This window comes from Microbacterium jejuense (assembly GCF_039544225.1).
Classification (GTDB): domain Bacteria; phylum Actinomycetota; class Actinomycetes; order Actinomycetales; family Microbacteriaceae; genus Microbacterium; species Microbacterium jejuense.
This window is the reverse complement of the sequence record NZ_BAABLG010000001.1, coordinates 321587-342049: the sequence shown is the minus strand read 5'-3', so window position 1 is coordinate 342049 and position 20463 is coordinate 321587. Positions and strand designations below refer to the sequence as shown.

Here is a 20463-nt window from a genome sequence, read left to right as displayed (position 1 = left end):
TCTCCACAGGGGAGCCGCCTCACGCGACGAGCACGACCCCCGGTTCGATGCGGAACGTCTCTGCGAACCGCTCCAGCAGCGTCGCGTCGCCCGCGACGACGGCCAGCACTTCCTGATCGATCGCCTCGGCCGGGGTCAGCTCCCCCGAGATGAGGCGACGGATGCCGGGGCCCGCGGCGAACACGAGGTCGGGGTCGCCGGCGGTCGAGGCCTGGGTGCCCAGGCGCGGGTCCACCGGTCGCCCGGCCGGCCGCACCTGCGCGACGCGGAGCCCGGACGGGTGGACCTGCACGCGCAGCACGATGTCGCCGACGTGCAGCTCGTAGTCGGCCGGATCGAGGGCGGCGGCGGCATCCACCCGGAAAGCGGTGCGCAGCGCCATCGTGAGCGAGTCCGCCGTCACGACGTCGTCGGGCTGCGGGTCGCCCATCTGCGCGAACCCCCACCGGCCGAGCGCCAGCACAATGGGCTCGAGCTCGCGCCCGTACGGAGTGAGCTCGTACACGAGGCCGCAGTGCAGCATCGGCACGCGGCGCACGACACCGCTCTCCTGCAGCTCTTTGAGCCGCGTGGAGAGGATGTTGGTGGGGATCTTGGGCAGTCCCTGCTTGAGGTCGGTGTACCGGCGGGGACCGACGAGCAGATCGCGGACGATGAGCAGCGCCCATCGTTCGCCGATCAGCTCGACGGCGGTGGTGACCCCGCAGTACTGCCCGTAGCTGCGGGACGCCACCTACGCGTTCGCCTGCTCCGCCAGGTAGGCGTCGGGACCCTGCTCGACGGCCTGCGGCTCCATGAAGAAGAACTCGACGCCGTTGCCGTCCGGGTCGTCGAGGTCGCGGCTGTACATGAAGCCGTAGTCCTTGGCCTCGGTGGGCTCGCTGCCGCCCGCAGCGACACCCGCAGCGATGATCTCGTCGACGGCGGCGCGCGACTGGCGGCTGAGCGCGATGAGCACCTGCGCGTGCGTGCGGGGGTCGACGGTCTTTTTGTCGGTGAAGGTCGCGAAGTACTCGTTCGTGACCGCCATGAAGTAGACGTTCTCGTCCCACACGATGCACGCGGCGTTGTCGTCGGTGAACGTGGGGTTGAGGGTGGCGCCGAGGGCCGTGTAGAACGCCTTCGAACGCTCGAGGTCGCTCGTCGGGATGTTGACGAAGATGTGCGTCATTGCCTTGCTCCTTGGTCTCTTTGTGCCTGCGCGACCATGGTTGCAAAAAACAAGTCTGCTTGTCAATAGCAAGTAAGAGGTCTCTCTCCCCCATGAGACGGATGCCGCGCCGCCCCGCTATCCGTACCGTGGAGGTATGCCCGACCAGCCGTCCGCCCACCCGCTCCGGCGCACTCCGCCGTCGTCGCGAGAGCTCCGCAACGACGTGTGGCTCGCGGCCGGACTGTTCGTCTCGGCCATCCTCAGCAGCGCCCTCGGATCGGTCGCCGGCGTCTACGGCGCCGATGCTGCGCACGGGCTGCAGTGGGCGCTCCTTTACGCGCTCGCACTCACCGCCCCGCTCGCGGTGCGACGCCGCCACCCCGAGATCGTCGTCGTGGTCGTGGCGATCGTGTTCTTCGTGGGAGTGACCTTCCGCATCCCCGATCTGTACGTCGCGAACGTGTCGATGTTCATCGCGATGTACACCGTCGGTGCGTGGGTCGACGATCGGCGCCGCGCGATGTGGGTGCGTGCGGCGGTCATCGTCGGCATGTTCGTGTGGCTGCTCGCCACGATGTTCCAGGCGGCGATCGACCCGTCCGACGATGCGCTCTCGAAGGCCGGGCTGTTCTCGCCGTTCGCGGCGATGATGCTCATCCAGCTGCTCATCAACGCCGCGTTCTTCGGCGGCGCCTACTACATGGGCGACCGCGCCTATGCGGCGGCGATGGAGCGGACCGCGCTCGAGGAGCGCACGCACGAGCTCGAGCGCGAGCGCGAGGTGACCGCGGCGCAGGCGGTGGCCCTGGACCGCGTCCGCATCGCGCGCGAGCTGCACGACGTCGTCGCGCACCACGTCTCGGCGATGGGCGTGCAGGCGGGCGCGGCACGGGCCGTGCTCGACCGGGACCCGGATGCCGCACGCTCGGCGCTGCAGGGCGTCGAGGCGTCGGCGCGCTCGGCACTGGTCGAGCTGCGCCAGCTGCTCGAGACCCTCCGCACCTCGGCGCCCGACGGCGACGGCGGCTCGACCGTGCACCTGTCGGCGCTGCCCGACCTGGTCGCGTACGCGAACGACAACGGCCTGCCCACGACGCTGACGATCGTCGGCGAGCCGGCGCCCCTCCCCGACCTCGTGCAGGTGAACGTGTACCGCGTCGCGCAGGAGGCGCTCACGAACGCGCGCCGCCACGGCGGACCGGATGCCGCCGCCGACGTGCGACTGCGCTACGACGACGATGCTGTCGAACTCGAAGTCGTCAACACCGGCCGGGCGATGACCACGCCCATGCGGCCGGGGCTCGGACTCGTCGGCATGCGCGAACGCGCTGCAGCCTCGGGCGGCGAGCTCGAGACCGGACCCCGGTCGCGCGGAGGGTTCCGGGTGCGGCTGCGCGTACCGCTCGCGGCGCACGCGGAGGCTGTCGCGTGAGCGCGCCGATCCGCGTGCTGCTGGTCGACGACCACGCCGTGATGCGCGCCGGCTTCCGCATGATCCTCGAGTCCGCGGGTGACATCGTCGTGATCGGCGAGGCCTCGAACGGCGCCGAGGCGGTGGCTGCGGCATCCGCCCTTCAGCCCGACGTGATCTGCATGGACGTCCAGATGCCCGACATGGACGGGCTCGAGGCGACGCGGCGGATCGTGGCGGACGAGGACATCGCGGCGGCCGTCGTGGTCGTCACGACCTTCGACCGCGACGATTACCTGTTCGACGCCCTCGCGGCCGGGGCGAGCGGCTTCCTGCTGAAGAACGCCGGCCCCGAGGAGCTCATCTCGGCCGTGCGCGTGGCGGCCGCCGGCGACGCGCTGCTCGCACCCGAGGTCACCCGGCGCGTGATCGCGCGGTTCGCGGCGTCGCCGGTGCCGGCGCTCCGGCAGGCGGCCACGCCCCGCGTCGCCGAGCCCGCCGACGCGCGCCTCGTCGTCGATCTCACCGAGCGCGAGGCCGAGGTGCTGCAGCTCGTCGCGCAGGCGATGAGCAATGCCGAGATCGCCCGGCGCCTGTACATCGGCGAGGCCACGGTCAAGACGCACGTGTCGAACGTGCTGCAGAAGCTCGGCGCCCGCGATCGCGTGGCTGCGGTGGTCTACGCCCATCGCCACGGCCTGGCCTGAACGAGACGGCGGGGCCGGAGACGACGGATGCCTCGGCTCCAGGCCCGCGAAGGGCCGGAGCCGAGGCATCCACCGGCTGGAACGGGATCGGCGAGACGCCGATCCACGAGGGTGTCAGGCCGCGACGGCGACCGGGGCGTAGCGCTCGATGAGCGCGCCGAAGGCCTCGAGGTAGGCCGTCAGGAACTCGGCGGTCTGCTCGTTGGTGACCTCGCCGGTCTCGGTGAACAGACCCGGCGTCGACTGCACGTAGCCCTCGGGCTGACCGAGCGTCGGGGCGTTGTAGTGGCTCAGGATCGCCTTGAGGTGCTGCTGCGCGGCCGCGGTGGCGATGCCGCCGCCCGACGTGCCGATCACGGCGGTGGGCTTGCCGTTGAACGAGCCCTGGCCCCACGGGCGGGCGGCCCAGTCGAGCGCGTTCTTGAGCACGCCCGGGATCGAGCGGCTGTACTCGGGGGTGACGAGGATGACGCCGTCGACGTCGTCGATGGCCTGCTTGAAGTCGCGCGCGACCTGCGGGTAGTCGGCGTCGAAGTCGGGCGAGTAGAAGGGGAGGTCCTTGATCGGGATCTCGACGAGGGTGGTGCCCTCGGGTGCAAGGCGCTCGAGGGCCTTCGCGAGGCGGCGGTTGATCGAGCTGCTCGAGATGCTGCCGACGATGTAGCCGATGGTCCGGTCGGTCATGTTCCTGCTCCTTGAAGACAAAAAGGCGTCCCCGGTGGGGATCCACCGTGGACGTTCCACCTCCATGCAAGCACATGAACCTGAGATCTATTCCAGCGTATGCAAAGCGGCGGGATCTTCCCCACGCCGCCACGGGTCTCCCCCTTGCGGGGGAGGCGCGGCCGAGACGCCCCCTCTAGCGTCGAAGGCATGACGAAAGGGGACCAGATGCTGCAGCTGAGCGGTGTCACCAAGAGCTACGGCGGGCGCCGGGCGTTGGACGGGGTGTCGTTCGACGTGCGACAGGGCCGTCTCACCGGCTTCGTCGGCGGCAACGGCGCCGGCAAGACCACGACCATGCGCATCGTGCTAGGCGTGCTCGCCAAGGACGCCGGGACCGTGACGCTCGACGGCACCGAGGTGACCGCATCCGACCGCCGCCGCTTCGGCTACATGCCCGAGGAGCGCGGGCTCTACCCCAAGATGAAGGTGCTCGAGCACATCGTGTACCTCGCGCGCCTGCACGGCTTCTCGAAGACGGATGCCACGACTCGCGCCCGTGCGCTGCTGGAGCAGCTGGGGCTCGGCGAGCGCCTGAACGACAACGTCGAGACGCTGTCGCTCGGCAACCAGCAACGGGCGCAGATCGCCGCCGCCCTCGTGCACGACCCCGAGGTGCTGATCCTCGACGAGCCGTTCTCGGGCCTCGACCCGCTCGCGGTCGACGTCGTGGCGGGCGTGCTGCAGGAGCGCGCGAAGGCCGGCGCCGCCGTGCTGTTCTCGTCGCATCAGCTCGACGTCGTCGAGCGGCTGTGCGACGACCTCGTCATCATCGCGGGCGGCACGATCCGCGCCGCCGGCGCCCGCGACACGCTGCGCGCCCAGCACTCGACCCGCCGCTTCGAGCTGGTCTCGGCCGGCGACGCCGGCTGGCTGCGCTCCGAGCCTGGCGTCGAGGTGCTCGACTTCGACGGCGGCTTCGCCGTGTTCGACGCCGACAGCGACGAGACCGCCCAGCGCGTGCTGCGCCGGGCCGTCGCACAGGGGGATGTGGCCAGCTTCGCGCCGCAGCATCCCTCTCTCGCCCAGATCTTCAAGGAGGTCATCCAGTGAGCACCGCACCCCGCTCCGCCGACACGGCGCCCGGCCTCGGCGCGCCCCAGGCCATCTGGCTCGTCGCCGAGCGCGAGATCGCCTCGAAGCTGCGCAGCAAGGCCTTCGTCATCTCGACGGCGATCCTGCTGCTCGGCTCTCTCGTGCTCGTGATCTGGGGCGGCTTCCAGGCCGCCAACCAGTCCGGCACGCCGGTCGCCGTCACCGCCGACGCGCAGCAGTACGTCGAGGGCCTTCCCGGCCTCGAGGTGACCGATGTCGCCGACAAGGCCGCCGCCGAGGCGCTCGTCAAGGACGGCGCTGTCGACGCCGCGGTCGTCGCCGACTCCTCGTCGCCGATGGGCTTTCTGGTGATCGCCGACGACTCCGCGCCGACACAGCTGCTGCTGTCGCTCGCGCAGCTGCCCCCGGTCGAGCTGCTGAACCCCGAGGGCGGCCAGGCCGCCGCGCTCGGCTACATCGCCGCGATCGGCTTCGGCATCGTGTTCCTGCTCGCGGCCTCGCTGTTCGGCAGCACCATCGCGCAGAGCGTCGTCGAAGAGAAGCAGACCCGCGTGGTCGAGCTGCTGATCTCGGCGATCCCGGTGCGGGCGCTGCTGGCGGGCAAGGTGATCGGCAACACGATCCTCGCGATGGGTCAGATCCTCGTGCTCGCGTCGATCGCGATCATCGGCCTGACCGTGACCGACCAGACCGCCATGCTGCAGGGCCTCGGGGCGCCGATCGCGTGGTTCGCGATCTTCTTCCTGTTCGGATTCATCCTGCTGGCGTCGCTGTTCGCCGCCGCGGCGTCGATGGTCTCGCGTCAGGAGGACATCGGGTCGACCACGATGCCGATCACGATGCTGATCATGGCCCCGTACTTCCTGGTCATCTTCTTCAACGACAACCCGCTGGTGCTGACGATCATGTCGTACGTGCCATTCTCGGCTCCTGTCGGCATGCCGATGCGCATCTTCCTCGGCCAGGCGCAGTGGTGGGAGCCGCTGGTGTCGCTCGTGATCCTGGTCGCCACGTGCGTGGCGGCGATCCTGGTGGCGGCGCGGATCTACCAGAACTCGCTGCTGCGCATGGGCGGCCGCGTGAAGCTGTCGGAGGCGCTCGCGGGCTGACTCACCGCTGCGGGTGCGGGAGTGGCTTCCGGCACTGGAGACGGCGATGTGGGCCGTGCCGGGCGTGGTGGCCTGCGTCCTGCTGCCGGCGCTCGCGGTGAACCTCACGCTCCTGCTGCGGATGCCTGCTCCCGCCCCGACGGCGGCGCCGGCGCACTGACCGGGGCTGCCGTCGCCAGGGACCGCAGCCGCACCGCGTAGACGGCGAGCGCCAGGGTCGTGAAGAGGTAGATCACCGCGGCCTGCAGCGCGTAGGCCGGGTAGTCGATGATCCACGGCGACGCGGTCGGATCACCGGCGGCCGCGGGGTTGTCGTGCACATACGGCACGACCTCCGCCAGCGCGTAGCCGGCGACCTGCCCAGCGGCGTAGAGCAGGGCGGACAGGCCGAGCGCGAGCCAGGCCTGCGCGCGCCGCGTGCGCCACACCCGGCGGGTCGCCCCGAGCGCCGTGCGCGGCCGCCACCCGTCTCCCGGCGCGGCGAACGCGCTCATGACCGGGGCGAGGATCACCGCGGCGGTGAGCACGACGAGCAGCGCGAGCACGCCGGCCATCAGCAGCGACTCGCTGCCGGCGCGGCTGCGCATGAGCTGAGGCACGAGCAGCAGCGCGAGCAGCGGCAGGCAGCCGAGCATCACGGAGGCGTGGGTCCGCAGGAGCACGAGGGGTCGCATGCGACCAGCCAAGCCGGTCACGGTCCTCGCCGGTATCGGGTGAACCCCCCTATCGGCGCACCGGTGCGCCGCGTCCGTCCGCTTGTCAGTCCCCCATCATCTCCGGCGTCATGACGCCGACCGAGATCACGTTGCCGGCCGGGTCGCGGAACCACGCCATGTCGGGTCCGCCCATGAAACCGCGCGAGATGCCCTTCTCATCGGTGCCGTAGTCGGGGTCGGTGTAGATCTTGGTGACGACGCCGCGCGCGTTGAGGTCATCGACGGCCGCGTCGACGTCGTCGACCCCGAAGTTCAGGATCGTGAAGACGGCGGGCTCGTGGTCCTCCTTCGGGTAGACGAACACGCTGCCGCCCGCGGGGAGCTTGAACGTGAATCCTCCGCCCATCTCCTCCCAGACGGTGACGTCGAGTCCCAGGGTGTCGCGGTAGAAGGCCACGGCCTCGTCGATGTCGGGAACGGCGAAGCTCGAATACGCCTGTGCTGTGGTGAACATCTCATCCTCCCAGTGATCGGCCCCGGATCAACGATCCTCTTGCCTGACGAGGCTGTCCAGGGGTCGCCGTGCTCTCCTTCGCGGCACCGGACACGCGGCGTAGACTCCCGGCATCCGCACGAACCGTGACAGTGAAGTGACAGTCAACGGGCGGCAGGTCCCGCTCGCCGGCACGGTGCCGCACGCCACCGCGCTGGAGTTGCTGCGGGGCGTCGGATTCACGGGCGCGAAGGAGGGCTGCGCCGAAGGCGAGTGCGGCGCGTGCGCTGTGCTGCTGGCCACCGAGGGACCGGACGGCGGGACCGTGTGGACGCCTGTCAACGCCTGTCTCGTTCCGGCGCACGCGCTCGACGGCCAGGAGGTCGTGACGGCCGAGGGACTGGGCACCCCGGACGAGCTGCACCCGGTGCAGCAGGGTCTCGCCGCGGCCGGCGGGTCGCAGTGCGGCTACTGCACGCCCGGGTTCGTCTGCGCGATGGCGGCCGAGTACTACCGTCCCGATCGAGCGCCCGCACCCGGGGGCACGGGACCCGAGGCGCAGGACCCCGAGCACGGCCCCAACGGCTTCGACCTGCACGCGCTGAGCGGCAACCTGTGCCGCTGCACCGGCTACCGCCCGATCCGCGACGCCGCCTTCGCCCTCGGGATGCCGCAGCCCGGCGATCCGCTGCGGCGTCGGTCGGAGGGCGGGGCGCCGCCGCCCGCCACGACCGACATCGACGTCGACGGCGCGCGCTTCGTGCGACCGGAGACCCTCGCCGACGCGCTGCGGCTGCTGCGCGACGAACCGGACGCCGTGCCCGTGGCCGGCTCCACAGACTGGGGTGTCGAGGTCAACCTGCGGGCGGCCCGCGCCCGGCTCGTGCTGGCGATCGACCGTCTGCCCGAGCTGCGCACGACGACCGTGTCGGACGACGTCGTCGAGCTCGGAGCGGCCGTGCCGCTCACCGAGCTCGAGCGGCGGATCGCGGGCGACGTACCGCTGCTCGCTCAGCTGATCCCGCAGTTCGCGTCGCGCCTCATCCGCAACCGCGCGACGCTCGGCGGCAACCTCGGCACGGCGTCCCCCATCGGCGACGCCGCCCCGGTGTTGCTCGCGCTGGGCGCGACCATCGTCCTCGTCTCCGCCGACGGCGGCGAGCGCGAGGTCGACCTGGCGGACTACTTCACCGGCTACCGCACGACGGTGCGCCGCCGCGACGAGCTGATCCGCACCATCCGGATCCCCGCGCGCCGCGCGATACCGGGGGTGGGGAGGGAGGTCAGCGGGTTCGTGAAGGTGGCGAAACGGCGGTTCGACGACATCTCGTCGGTCGCCGTGGCGGTGGCGGTGGACATCGATGACGACGGGGTCGTCGTGGCGGCGCGCATCGGCCTGGGCGGAGTGGCCGCGACCCCGCTGCGCGCGTACGCCACCGAACGGACGCTGGTCGGACGCCCGTGGAACGCGCAGACGGCGGCTGCGGCATCCCTCGTCCTTCAGAGCGAGGGGACACCGCTCAGCGACCACCGCGCGAGCGCCGCGTACCGCACGCGCATGCTCGGCACGGCGCTGCCCGCCCTGTACGCCTCGACGACCGCGGTGCCGGCATGAGCGGCCTCGCCGATCGCCCGCCCGACGCCGTCGTCGGACGCCCCGCGGTGCACGAGAGCGCGGCGCTGCACGTCACGGGCGCCGCGATGTACACCGACGACCTCGCCGCGCGCGCCCACGGCGTGCTCACGGCGTGGCCGGTGGCCTCGACATCGGCGCACGCGCTCGTCTCGCTCGACGTCGAGCCGGCCTACGAGGTGCCGGGCGTCGTGCGCGTGCTCACCGCCGACGACGTTCCGGGGATCAACGACGCGGGCGTCAAGCACGACGAGCCGCTGTTCCCGTCCGAGGCGATGTTCCACGGTCACGCGCTCGCGTGGGTGCTGGGCGAGACGACGGATGCCGCACGCCGCGGCGCCGCGGCGGTGCAGGTCTCGTACGAGCAGCTGCCGTCTCTCATCACCGTGCGCGAGGCCATCGCGGCGGGGTCGTTCCAGGGCGCGTCGCCGACGATCGAGCGCGGTGACACGGTGGCCGCCCTCGCGGGCGCCGCCCACGTGTTCGCGGGCGAGATCGAGATCGGCGGGCAGGAGCACTTCTCGCTCGAGACGCACGCGGCCTTCGCGGTGCGCGAGCCCGACGGCCGCTACTTCGTGGAGTGCTCGACGCAGCACCCGTCCGAGACGCAGGAGATCGTCGCGCACGTGCTCGGCATCCCCTCCAGCGAGGTCGCCGTCGAATGCCTGCGCATGGGCGGCGGGTTCGGCGGCAAAGAGATGCAGCCGCACGGGTTCGCCGCGATCGCCGCACTGGGCGCGAAGCTCACCGGCCGCCCGGTGCGGCTGCGGCTGACCCGCACGCAAGACATCACGATGACCGGCAAGCGGCACCCGTTCCTGCTGGAGTGGCGCGCGGGATTCGACGCCGACGGCATGCTGCAGGCGCTCGACACGACGCTCACGTCGGACGGCGGCTGGAGCCTCGACCTCTCGGAACCCGTGCTCGGCCGCGCGCTCGCGCACGTCGACAACGCGTACTGGATCCCGAACGTGCGCGCGCACGGCCGCATCGCGAAGACGAACAAGCCGTCGAACACCGCCTTCCGCGGCTTCGGCGGCCCCCAGGGCGTCTTCGTGATCGAGGAGGTTCTCGGACGCGCGGCGTCGGCGCTCGGCATCCCTCCCCACGAGCTGCGGGCGCGCAACTTCTACCGGCCCGGTCACACCACCCCGTACGGGCAGCCGGTCAAGGACGCCGAGCGCCTGCCGAGGATCTGGACGCAGCTGGGCGACGGGTGCGCGTTCGACGAGCGGCTCGACGAGATCACCCGCTTCAACGCCGCGCACCCCGACCGCAAGCGCGGCCTCGCGATGACGCCGGTCAAGTTCGGCATCTCGTTCACCTTCACCTCGTTCAACCAGGCCGGCGCCCTCGTCATCGTCTACAAGGACGGCTCGGTGCTGATCACCCACGGCGGCACCGAGATGGGCCAGGGACTGCACACCAAGATGATGCAGGTGGCAGCCACCGCTCTCGGGGTTCCGCTGGAGGCCGTGCGGCTCGCACCGACCCGCACCGACAAGGTGCCCAACACGTCGGCGACGGCGGCGTCCTCGAGCGCCGACCTCAACGGCGGGGCGATCAAGGCCGCGTGCGAAGAGATCCGTGGCCGCCTCGCTGCCGTGGCCGGACGGATGCTCGGCGTCGACGAGCGCGACGTGCGGTTCTCGGGCGGCGTCGTGACGGGCCTGGATGCCGCCGGCCCGAGCCTCGCCTTCGCCGAGGTCGTCGGCACGGCGTACCTGCAGCGCGTGCAGCTGTTCGCCGCGGGCTACTACCGCACCGAGGGGCTGCACTGGGATGCGCAGCGCAACCAGGGATCGCCCTTCAAGTACTACGCGTACGGCGCCGCGGCCGCCGAGGTCGAGATCGACGGCTTCACCGGCGCGCACCGCATGCGCCGCGTCGACATCGTGCACGACGTGGGCGACTCGCTGTCGCCACTGCTGGACGTCGGCCAGATCGAGGGCGGCTACGTGCAGGGCGTCGGGTGGCTCACGATGGAGGAGCTGCGCTGGGACACCGGCGACGGCCCGACCCGCGGCCGCCTGCAGACCCCGTCGGCGAGCACGTACAAGCTGCCGAGCTTCTCGGAGCTCCCGGGCGACTTCCACGTGCGCCTGTTCGACGACGCCCGCGAGGACGGCGCCGTGTACGGCTCGAAGGCCGTCGGCGAGCCGCCGTTCCTGCTCGCCTTCAGCGCCCGCGAGGCCCTGCGCCACGCGATCGGCTCGTTCGGCCCGCCCGGCCACGTCGTCGAGCTCGCGTCGCCGGCCACCCCCGAGGCGGTGTTCTGGGCGATCGAGGCGGCTCGCGAGGCGGCGTCGGGATCGGTGGATGCCGGCGGCCCGGCGCACGGCGCCGCCGGCGCTGCGCACGATGCGTCGCAGCCTGCGGGGACCGCCGTCCCCGTGGCGGAGTGAGGCCCGCCGTGGACTGGCTCGACGCGCTGCAGCGGCTGCGCGACGCCCGGACTCCTGCGGTCGTCGTGACGCTCGCGATGGTGCGCGGGCATGCGCCCCGCAACGGCGGCGCCAAGATGGTCGTCTCGCCCGGCGACGCGTTCGGCACGATCGGCGGCGGCAACCTCGAGGCGACCGCGGTGGCGCGGGCGCAGGTCATGCTCGCGTCGGGCGCCGCCGAGCCCGAGCTGCTGACCCTCACGCTGAGCGACAAGGCCGGCACCGACTACGGCGTGCAATGCTGCGGCGGCGAAGTGACGCTGCTGCTCGAACCGGTGCGCGTCGTGCCCTCGGTGGCGGTGTTCGGCATCGGGCACGTGGGGCTCGAGCTCGCCCGCATCCTGGCGCGCCAGAGCCTTGCCCTGCATCTGGTCGACTCGCGCGCCGACATGCTGGCGGCGGCCCGGCTCGCTCCGCTGGCCGACGCCGTCGCCGAGGTGCACGTGCATCATGCGCCGGTGCCCGAGGCGGTGCTGCGCGATGTGCCGCCGGGCACGCACGTGCTGGTCATGACGCACGACCACGCCGAAGACCTCGCGATCGTCGACCAGGCGCTGCGCACCGACGGTGTCGCCTCGATCGGGCTGATCGGCTCGCGGTCGAAGTGGTCCCGCTTCCGCGCGAAGCTCACGGATGCCGGGCACGACGAGGACGCGCTCGCCCGCGTGACGACGCCCATCGGCCTGCCCGGCCTCACCGGCAAACAGCCCGCGACGATCGCCGTGAGCGTGGCCGCCGGCATCCTTCAGCTCATCGAGCAGGCGGCCACCACCGGTCCTCCCCTCCCGGTCCGTGAGCGAGCGAAGCGAGACGACACGCCGTAGGCCCGCCGATCGGACAGAACCGATCTGAGACACACGCGCGGGGGCAGGGTTCTCGAGAGCGTCTCGCCACGTTTCGTCTCGCTCGTGCCTCGCTCGCTCAACGACCGGAAGGGCGCCTGCCACGCCGGCTCGACGACCGGCACAGACGATCGCCGGGCGGTCAGTACTCGATGCGGGTCGACGTGCGCCGCCACTCGTCGAACGGCGCGACGCGCTGCGCGTCCGGCAGGGCGATCGTGGTGACCGGCATGATGTCGCGGTGCTCGGGATGGCCGTCGAAGTAGCGATAGAACAGCGCGTCGTCGAAGCCGGCGGCTGCGGCATCCTCGCGGTCCGCCGCGAAGTAGACGCGCCCGACGCGCGCCCACAGCGCCGCGCCCAGGCACATCGGGCACGGCTCGCAGCTGGAGTAGAGCGTCGCGCCGGCCAGGTCGAACGTGCCGAGCCCCTGGCACGCCCGCCGGATCGCGGTCACCTCCGCATGCGCCGACGGGTCGAGGTCCGCGGTGACCCGGTTCACGCCTTCGAACACCTGCCCGTCGGCCGACACGACGAGGGCTCCGAACGGCCCGCCTGCGTTGCGGACGTTCTCGGTCGCGATCTCGATGGCCCGGGCCAGATGCTGGGCGGGCGCTCCGTCGATGGAGGACATCAGGCCTCCACCATACGAGCGCCGGGTCGCTCGCGCATCACCCTCAGCGTTCGACGAGGACGCCGTCCGCGTCGGCCCACACATGACGGCCCGGGACGAACGTCACGCCGGCGATCGTGACCGGCACGTCGACCTCGCCGAGGCCGTCCTTGGCGCTCTTGCGCGGGTTCGAGCCGAGCGCCTTGATGCCGAGGTCCAGGCCCGCCAGCGCCACCCGGTCGCGGATCGCACCGTGCACGATGAGCCCCGCCCAGCCGTTGGCGACCGCCGAGCCCGCGATGAGGTCGCCCACGAGCGCCGACTCCAGCGATCCCCCGCCGTCGATCACGAGCACCGCGCCCGCGCCGGGCGTCGCGACCAGCGCCTTGAGGAGGGCGTTGTCGCGGTGGCACCGCACGGTGCGGACCGGGCCGTCGAAGGCGGTGCGCCCGCCGAGGTCGTGGAACTGCAGCGCGAGCGAGTCGAGCTCGTCGCCGCGCTCGTCGTAGAGGTCTGCCGTGGCGATCGTCATGCGGCCCAGGCTATGGCCGTCGCAGCGGCCGCCGGCATCCCTCCCCCGCAGAAGTTCGCCCCGCATTCTGCCCGTCGCAAGATCAGTTCGTTCGTCGAACGCTGAGGGACGGACGGATGTCAGCGGGCCGCGGGGGGATTGTCGTCGGGGTGGAGCGCACTGAAGAACGAGTAGGTGTCGCCGTCGGCGTCGGGGCCTCGCTCCTTGAACTCGTTGACGAGCTCGTACAGGCGGTGCTGGAACTCCTCTTTGTGGGCGGCGTTGACCTTCAGGCCCATCCAGGTCACGTCGAGCTCGTCGTCGGGCACGCCCTGGACCTGCTGCAGGAACGTCTCCAGCAGCACGGGAGAACCGCCCGGCATCGACGTGCGCCACGACAGGCCGGTGGCGCGGTACGGAACCTCGCGCGCGCCCTGCGCGCCGGCGCGCTCGGGCTCGGCGGCGAGATAGCCGGTCTGCACGAGCGTGCGCACGTGGTGCAGCATCGTGCCCGGGTTCACGCCGAGCAGCTCCGCGAGCTCTTTGTTGGTGCGGGACTCGAAGGCGCACAGGCGCAGCACGCGCAGACGCAGCGGCGAGCTGAGCGCACGCATCCGCGCCTCTGCCTCGGGGTCCCCCTCATGCAGGACGATCCGCTCTTCCCGGTCTGTCACGAGCTCAGCGTAGCAAGACTGATTGACAGATCTCAATCAGTGGCGCACACTGATTGACATGTCCCAATCAGAAGAGCACCGCGCCGACGACGGCGCCGCCTCGGGGCTCGCGGCGGAGGCGCTCGCAGAAGCGCGGGCCGAGGCATCCACACCTCTCGCCAGCAGAGTCGACGACGCCGTCGAAGCGGACCAGGATGCCGCCGGCGCGGCGCCCGAGCCCCACCACCCCAAGGGCTCGCTGTGGCGCGACCGCAACTTCCTCACGATGTGGACGGGCCAGGCCTTCAGCCAGTTCGGCTCGCAGATCACGATGGTGGCGCTGCCGGTGATCGCGGTCATCCTGCTGGATGCGACCGAATTCGAGGTGGGCCTGCTCAACGCCGCCGAGGTCGCCGCGTTCCTCCTCGTCGGCCTGCCGGCGGGCGCCTGGATAGACCGCATGCGCAAGCGGCATGTCATGATCTGGGCCGACGCCGTACGCGCCCTCGCACTGGCGTCGATCCCCGTGCTGTGGGCGCTGGACCTGCTGCACATCTGGCAGCTGATGGCCGTCGGACTCGTGATCGGCATCGCGACGGTGTTCTTCGACGTGTCCTACCAGAGCATCATCCCGTCGCTCGTTCGCACCGACCAGATCGGCGAGGCCAACGGCAAGTTCGAATCGACGCAGCAGATCGCGCACCTCGCCGGCCCCGCGATCGCCGGCTGGCTGGTCGCCGTGGTCACCGCACCCGTCGCGATCCTCGTCGATGCGGTCACCTACGCCATCTCGTTCTTCGCGCTGCTGCGCACCCGCGACCACGAGCAGCGCCGCGCCCCCGAGGACCACCAGCCGATCATGCGCGAGATCGGCGAGGGCCTGCGGTGGGTGTTCGGCAATCCGCTGCTGCGCCGCATCGTCGGCACCACCGCGGTGTCGAACTTCGCCAGCACGATGGCCTACACGATGCTGCCGATCTTCGTGCTGCGCCAGCTCGAGTTCACACCCCAGGCGTACGGCATCATCTTCTCGCTGGGCGCCATCGGCGGCCTGCTCGGCGCCATCGCGACGCCGCGCATCGTCGCCCGCATCGGCGAGGCGCGGGCGATCCCGGTCAGCGCGATCGCGTTCAGCGTCGCGGGCGCCGGCGTGCTGCTCGCCGCGATCTTTCCCGCCGTGGCGTTCCCGCTGCTGGTGGTGCAGAGCTTCATCGCGAGCTTCACCGTGCTGGTGTACAACATCACGCAGGTGACGTTCCGGCAGCGGATCACCCCGCCGCGCCTGCTCGGCCGCATGAACGCCTCGATCCGCTTCGTGGTGTGGGGCGTCATGCCCATCTCGGCCATCCTCGCGGGCGTGCTCGGCCAATGGCTCGGCGTCGTCCCCACGCTCTGGATCTCCGCCGTGATCGAGCTCGCGTCCGCGCTGTTCGTCGTGATCGGCCCGTTCTGGACGATGCGAGACCTCCCGCAGGCGCCGGCCGAGGCTGCCACCCCCTGACACGGACCAGGATGCCGCGGCCGCCGTGCAGGGTCGGTCGCGGCATCCCCTTCTCCCTGTTCAGCGAGGCCACCGCGCAACCGGCGACCCCGCTCACGCGCTCCTGGTGCGGCTGCACACGGAAGGCGCTGACCGGTCGCGGCTGCGAACCGGGAATGACTCTCAGATATATGCGGTTGCATGGACCTGGGCCGACGGCGTCCCGGCACATCGCACGACAGCAAGGAGACGCCCCATGTCCACCATCACGCGCACCGCCGAGACCGACGCCCCCATCATCGACGTCCTGGCCGAACGCTGGAGCACGCGCATCTTCGACCGCAACGCCGTGATCGACGAGGCCGCACTCGCCAGCGCGCTGGAGGCCGCCCGCTGGGCGCCGACGGCCGCCAACACGCAGGCCTGGCGCGTCGTCGTCGCGCGACGCGGCACCGCCGCGCACGCCACCGTGCTCGCGTCCCTCGCCGGCTTCAACAGCGCCTGGGCCGGAGACGCGGCGGCCCTCGTCGTCTTCGTGGCCGAGACCGAGCGCGACGGCAAGCCGATGATGTGGGCGCAGTACGACACCGGTCAGGTCGCCGCCCACTTCACGGTGCAGGCGCACGCGAACGGCCTCTCGACCCACCAGATGGGCGGCTTCGACCGCGATGCGATCGCCGCCGGCTTCGGCCTCGGCGACGAGTTCACGCCGGTCACCGTCATGGCCGTCGGCGAGCTCGGCGACATCCGGCAGGCCTCGGACGAGCTGCAGGCGCGCGAGAACGCGCCGCGCGTGCGTCGTCCCGTCGCCGAGTCGGTCCTCGTGAACGACTGACGCACCCCGGCCCCGGACCACTGATGCCTCGCCCGCAGCGTGCGGGCGAGGCATCCGTGTCTCCGGCACAGGTGACACCAGGGTTCAGGGCGGTCCCCGGAACGTCAGTCGTCGAGCAGCTCGGCCTCGATCACGTCGTCATCCTCGTCGGCGGCAGGCTCCGGCGTGGCCGGGCCGTCGCTCGTGAGCACGAGCGACGAGCCGTCGGCCGCCACGTCGACGCGCACGACGTCTCCGTCGCGCACCCCGCCCGACAGCAGTGCCATCGCAAGGCGGTCCTGGATCTCGGACTGGATGAGCCGGCGCAGCGGCCGCGCGCCGAACACCGGGTCGTAGCCGCGCTCGGCCAGCCACGCGCGGGCATCCGGGGTGACGGCCAGCGACAGGCGCCGGTCGCGCAGCCGCCGCTGCAGCGCGAACACCGCGAGCTCGACGATCTGCGCGAGGTCGTCCTCGCTCAGCGCCGAGAACATCACGATGTCGTCGAGGCGATTGAGGAACTCGGGCTTGAACGCCTGCCGCACGATCGCCATGACGGACTCGCGCTTCTGCTCGGTCGTCAAGGTCGGGTCGATGAGGATCGGCGAACCGAGGTTCGACGTCAGGATGAGGATCACGTTCGTGAAGTCGACCGTGCGCCCCTGACCGTCGGTGAGACGTCCGTCGTCCATGACCTGCAGCAGCACGTCGAAGACCTCGGGGTGCGCCTTCTCGACCTCGTCGAGCAGCACGACCGAGTACGGGCGCCGGCGGACGGCCTCGGTGAGCTGGCCGCCCTGCTCGTACCCGATGTACCCGGGAGGGGCGCCGACCAGGCGAGAGACCGAGTGCTTCTCGCCGTACTCCGACATGTCGATGCGCACCATGGCGTGCTCGTCGTCGAACAGGAACTCGGCGAGCGCCTTGGCGAGCTCGGTCTTGCCGACGCCGGTCGGGCCGAGGAACAGGAACGAGCCGGTCGGACGACCCGGGTCGCTGATACCGGCGCGGGAGCGCCGGACGGCGTCCGACACCGCCTTGACGGCATCCTTCTGCCCGATCAGGCGCTTGCCGAGCTCGGCCTCCAGATGCAGCAGCTTCTCGGTCTCGCCCTGCATCAGGCGCCCGACGGGGATGCCGGTCCACGCCGCGATGACGGCCGCGATGTCTTCATCGGTGACCTGGTCGTTGACCATGCGGTCGCCGGCGGGCTCTTCGCGCTCCGCTTCGACCAGCTGGCGCTCCAGCGCGGGGATCTCGGCGTACAGCAGGCGCGAGGCCTTCTCGAGGTTGCCCTCGCGCTGCGCGCGCTCAGCCTCCATGCGGGCGGCGTCGAGCTTGGTCTTGAGGTCGCCGACGCGGTTGAGCGACGCGCGCTCGCGCTCCCAGCGGCCCTGCAGCTCGCCCAGGCGCTCCTGCTCGACCCGCAGCGTCTCGCGCAGTGCGGCGAGACGCTCCTTCGACGCGTCATCCTTCTCCTTCTTGAGCGCGAGCTCTTCGAGCTTGAGGCGGTCGACGTGGCGGCGCAGCTCGTCGATCTCGAGCGGGGCCGAGTCGATCTCCATACGCAGGCGCGACGCGGCCTCGTCGATCAGGTCGATGGCCTTGTCGGGCAGCTGCCGGCTCGGGATGTAGCGGTGGCTGAGGGATGCCGCGGCCACGAGAGCCGCGTCGGCGATGGCCACCTTGTGGTGCGCCTCGTACCGCTCCTTCAGCCCGCGCAGGATCGCGACGGTGTCTTCGACGCTCGGCTCGCCCACGTACACCTGCTGGAAGCGGCGCTCCAGCGCGGCATCCTTCTCGATGAACTCGCGGTACTCGTTGAGCGTGGTCGCGCCGATGAGGCGCAGCTCACCGCGGGCGAGCATGGGCTTGAGCATGTTGGATGCGGCGACCGACCCCTCACCGCCGCCCGCGCCCATCAGCACGTGCAACTCGTCGATGAAGGTGATGATGCGGCCGTCGGACTCGGTGATCTCTTTGAGGACGCTCTTCAGTCGCTCCTCGAACTGGCCGCGGTACATCGCGCCGGCGACGAGGGCGGAGATGTCGAGGGTGACGAGCTCCTTGTTCTTGAGGGACTCGGCGACGTCGCCCGCGACGATGCGCTGGGCGAGGCCCTCCACGACGGCGGTCTTGCCGACGCCGGGCTCGCCGATGAGGACGGGGTTGTTCTTGGTGCGACGGGTCAGCACCTGGCTGACGCGACGGATCTCGCTGTCGCGCCCGATGACGGGGTCGAGCTTGCCCTGACGGGCACGGTCGGTGAGGTTGATGCCGAACTGTTCGAGGGCGCTCTGCGCGTCCTCCTGTCCGGGCTGCTGCGTGGCGTTCATATGTCTCCTGAAATCTGTGAGACCCAACTCGTCGCAAAAGTTGAGTCGTGATGACTCAAGTTTACCAAGAGAGGGATGCCGCGGCAAGACGCCTCAGCCCTCGCGGGGTCCTTCCCGCGGGTCTTCGCGCGGCTCGGCGCGCAGTTCGTCGCGCGCGTCGTCGTAAGCCCGCCGGAGCGCGGCCCCCACCCACTCCGAGCCGCGGTAGAGGTTCGCCTCGCCCATCTCGGCGCGCAGCCCGCCGGCCTCGAGCTGGCGGATCACCCGCGCCTCGCTGACCACGAGCTTGAGGTCGGAGTCCACGGCCCGCAGTTCGCGCGCGTACCGGCGCAGCACCTCGACGAACGACAGGCCGACCTCGTCGACGCCGCGCAGGCGCACGATCACGACCGAGCGCGCCGACTCGGCCGTGACCTCGGGCAGCTGCCGCTCGAACGTGGGCGCGCTCGCGAAGAACAGGCTGCCGTAGGGCTGCAGCACCACGATCTCGTGCGGCGGGATGCGGTGCGGCGGATCGATCTCGCGCATGCGCCCGTCGTCGGCGAAGACCACTCGGCGCACCCGTACCCGGTTGGACTGCTGTGCGACGAACAGGATGATGCCGAGGCCGACGCCGGCGAGCACCGCGAACTGCAGCGGGATCACGAGGGTCAGCACGAAGGTGACGGCCATCACGACGGTCTGCAGCGGCCCGCTCCTGATGACCGAATACACGCGGCTCGGCTTGACCGCGGTCACCCCGACGACGATCAGCAGACCGGCGAGCGCGGGCATGGCGATGTAGGCGACGAGCCCCGACGCCAGCAGGATCACGAGCGACATGACGACGCCAGCCACGAAGTACACCAGGCGCGTCCGCGCCCCCGCTGCGGCGACGAGGGTCGAGCCCGACGACGAACCGCCGACCGGCATCCCCCGGAAGATCCCCGACACGATGTTGCCCGCGCCCTGCCCGATGAAGTCCCGCGACGTGTCGGCGGGCTTGCCCTCGGCCGGGATCGCGGCAGACACTCCCGCGCCCTGCACCATCGCCACGAACGCGAGCGAGATCGCGGGCAGGATCAGGAACACCACGTCGTCGAGGCTGGGCAGCACCGGTGTCGGGAGCGAGCCGGGCACGGCCACCAGGTCGCGCAGCTGCGTGACGGGGGTGGCCACCCACAGGTCGAGCAGCACCGCCGAGATCGAGCCGACGACCACCGCGACCACCATTCCCAGCGCACCCACCCGGGTGTTCTGCAGCAGCACGATGATGAGCACCGTGATCGCGCCCACGACGAGCGCGGGGATGCTCCACTGCACGACGTGCAGGCCGAGGTCGATGGTCTTCGCGATGCGGTTGTCGCCCTGTGCGGCATACCCGGTGAAGTTCGACAGCTGCCCCAGCACGATGTTCACGCCGACCGCGGTGACGAACCCGGTCATGACGGCCGTCGGCACGAATCGCACCAGTCTGCCCGCCCCCAGCAGGCCCGCGACGACGAGGATGATCCCACTCATGACGGTCAGCGTGTACAGCGCGCGGTCCGGGTCGGCCAGCGTCTGCAGCCCGGCATCCGACACGATGAGCGCCATCGCCCCGGTGACCTGCACGGTCATGAGCGCGCTGCTCGTGAACAGGGCGGCGCCGACCATGCCGAACAGGTGCCCATACAGCCCCGCGAGCGGATTGAGCCCCGACAGCAGCCCCTGCGCGAGCCCGTCGGGCACGCTCTCGACACCGAGCGTCAGCCCCGCCACGAGGTCATGGCGCAGCGTCTTGCGCGAGAACCACGTCCGCGGATTGAGCCCCACGCTGACACGCTAGCGAACGGCTCCCCCGCTGTCTC

At 71.2% G+C, this 20463-nt stretch carries 19 protein-coding genes; 9 read left to right on the top strand and 10 right to left on the bottom strand.

Annotated elements, in window-relative coordinates; genetic code table 11:
- Positions 1-19: 19 nt before the first annotated feature.
- Positions 20-733: a winged helix-turn-helix transcriptional regulator gene (locus tag ABEA46_RS01540; RefSeq protein WP_345542555.1), complete on the bottom strand. Its 714-nt coding sequence runs from the start codon at positions 731-733 to the stop codon at positions 20-22.
- Complete coding sequence (locus ABEA46_RS01535) at positions 734-1171, bottom strand: VOC family protein (protein ID WP_345542553.1); 438 nt, start codon at positions 1169-1171, stop codon at positions 734-736.
- Between the two features lie 136 nt (positions 1172-1307).
- Here ABEA46_RS01535 and ABEA46_RS01530 point away from each other — a divergent pair, with 136 nt between their 5' ends.
- Both ABEA46_RS01530 and ABEA46_RS01525 read left to right on the top strand, forming a co-directional pair.
- Positions 1308-2585 (top strand): sensor histidine kinase, encoded by a 1278-nt coding sequence (locus ABEA46_RS01530; RefSeq protein ID WP_345542552.1) that lies wholly within the window; start codon positions 1308-1310, stop codon positions 2583-2585.
- The gene (locus ABEA46_RS01525) at positions 2582-3271 is read left to right on the top strand and encodes a response regulator (RefSeq protein ID WP_345542551.1); all 690 of its coding nucleotides are present in this window, start codon (positions 2582-2584) and stop codon (positions 3269-3271) included. Before ABEA46_RS01530 ends, ABEA46_RS01525 begins: the two co-directional genes overlap by 4 nt.
- A gap of 114 nt (positions 3272-3385) precedes the next feature.
- Here ABEA46_RS01525 and ABEA46_RS01520 read toward each other — a convergent pair whose 3' ends face one another.
- Positions 3386-3955 (bottom strand): NADPH-dependent FMN reductase, encoded by a 570-nt coding sequence (locus ABEA46_RS01520; protein ID WP_345542550.1) that lies wholly within the window; start codon positions 3953-3955, stop codon positions 3386-3388.
- 207 nt (positions 3956-4162) lie between these two features.
- Here ABEA46_RS01520 and ABEA46_RS01515 point away from each other — a divergent pair, with 207 nt between their 5' ends.
- Both ABEA46_RS01515 and ABEA46_RS01510 read left to right on the top strand, forming a co-directional pair.
- Entirely contained in the window at positions 4163-5047 is an 885-nt protein-coding gene (locus tag ABEA46_RS01515) for an ABC transporter ATP-binding protein (RefSeq protein WP_345542744.1), read from the top strand.
- Positions 5044-6159 (top strand): ABC transporter permease, encoded by a 1116-nt coding sequence (locus ABEA46_RS01510; RefSeq protein WP_345542549.1) that lies wholly within the window; start codon positions 5044-5046, stop codon positions 6157-6159. The genes ABEA46_RS01515 and ABEA46_RS01510 overlap by 4 nt, the downstream gene beginning before the upstream one ends.
- Positions 6160-6263: 104 nt before the next feature.
- Here the strand turns inward: ABEA46_RS01510 and ABEA46_RS01505 are convergent, their stop codons facing one another.
- The gene (locus tag ABEA46_RS01505) at positions 6264-6833 is read right to left on the bottom strand and encodes a hypothetical protein (RefSeq protein WP_345542548.1); all 570 of its coding nucleotides are present in this window, start codon (positions 6831-6833) and stop codon (positions 6264-6266) included.
- Positions 6834-6918: 85 nt separating this feature from the next.
- Positions 6919-7329, bottom strand: a complete 411-nt coding sequence (locus ABEA46_RS01500; protein WP_345542547.1) for a VOC family protein — start codon at positions 7327-7329, stop codon at positions 6919-6921.
- Positions 7330-7465: 136 nt separating this feature from the next.
- Here ABEA46_RS01500 and ABEA46_RS01495 point away from each other — a divergent pair, with 136 nt between their 5' ends.
- From ABEA46_RS01495 to xdhC, 3 genes are read left to right on the top strand one after another with little or no spacing between them, the layout of a single operon-like run.
- A complete protein-coding gene (locus ABEA46_RS01495; protein ID WP_345542546.1) occupies positions 7466-8923 on the top strand; it encodes a xanthine dehydrogenase small subunit in 1458 nt (485 codons plus the stop codon).
- Positions 8920-11346 (top strand): xanthine dehydrogenase molybdopterin binding subunit, encoded by a 2427-nt coding sequence (gene xdhB / locus ABEA46_RS01490; RefSeq protein ID WP_345542545.1) that lies wholly within the window; start codon positions 8920-8922, stop codon positions 11344-11346. The genes ABEA46_RS01495 and xdhB overlap by 4 nt, the downstream gene beginning before the upstream one ends.
- A gap of 8 nt (positions 11347-11354) precedes the next feature.
- The gene (gene xdhC, locus ABEA46_RS01485; RefSeq protein WP_345542544.1) at positions 11355-12209 is read left to right on the top strand and encodes a xanthine dehydrogenase accessory protein XdhC; all 855 of its coding nucleotides are present in this window, start codon (positions 11355-11357) and stop codon (positions 12207-12209) included.
- Positions 12210-12369: 160 nt separating this feature from the next.
- On the opposite strand, the gene ABEA46_RS01480 is transcribed toward xdhC, so the two are convergent.
- The 3 genes from ABEA46_RS01480 to ABEA46_RS01470 form a co-directional block, all read right to left on the bottom strand.
- A complete protein-coding gene (locus ABEA46_RS01480) occupies positions 12370-12861 on the bottom strand; it encodes a nucleoside deaminase (RefSeq protein WP_345542543.1) in 492 nt (163 codons plus the stop codon).
- Positions 12862-12904: 43 nt separating this feature from the next.
- Complete coding sequence (gene rraA, locus ABEA46_RS01475; protein ID WP_345542542.1) at positions 12905-13372, bottom strand: ribonuclease E activity regulator RraA; 468 nt, start codon at positions 13370-13372, stop codon at positions 12905-12907.
- Between the two features lie 119 nt (positions 13373-13491).
- A complete protein-coding gene (locus ABEA46_RS01470) occupies positions 13492-14025 on the bottom strand; it encodes an ArsR/SmtB family transcription factor (RefSeq protein ID WP_345542541.1) in 534 nt (177 codons plus the stop codon).
- A gap of 58 nt (positions 14026-14083) precedes the next feature.
- Here ABEA46_RS01470 and ABEA46_RS01465 point away from each other — a divergent pair, with 58 nt between their 5' ends.
- Positions 14084-15505: an MFS transporter gene (locus ABEA46_RS01465; RefSeq protein WP_345542540.1), complete on the top strand. Its 1422-nt coding sequence runs from the start codon at positions 14084-14086 to the stop codon at positions 15503-15505.
- Between the two features lie 235 nt (positions 15506-15740).
- Positions 15741-16319: a nitroreductase family protein gene (locus tag ABEA46_RS01460; RefSeq protein WP_345542539.1), complete on the top strand. Its 579-nt coding sequence runs from the start codon at positions 15741-15743 to the stop codon at positions 16317-16319.
- A gap of 104 nt (positions 16320-16423) precedes the next feature.
- Here ABEA46_RS01460 and ABEA46_RS01455 read toward each other — a convergent pair whose 3' ends face one another.
- Together ABEA46_RS01455 and ABEA46_RS01450 are read right to left on the bottom strand one after the other, a co-directional pair.
- Positions 16424-18634 (bottom strand): ATP-dependent Clp protease ATP-binding subunit, encoded by a 2211-nt coding sequence (locus ABEA46_RS01455; protein ID WP_345542538.1) that lies wholly within the window; start codon positions 18632-18634, stop codon positions 16424-16426.
- Between the two features lie 93 nt (positions 18635-18727).
- On the bottom strand, positions 18728-20428 hold the full coding sequence (locus ABEA46_RS01450) for a SulP family inorganic anion transporter (protein ID WP_345542537.1): 1701 nt from the start codon (positions 20426-20428) through the stop codon (positions 18728-18730).
- Positions 20429-20463: the final 35 nt, after the last annotated feature.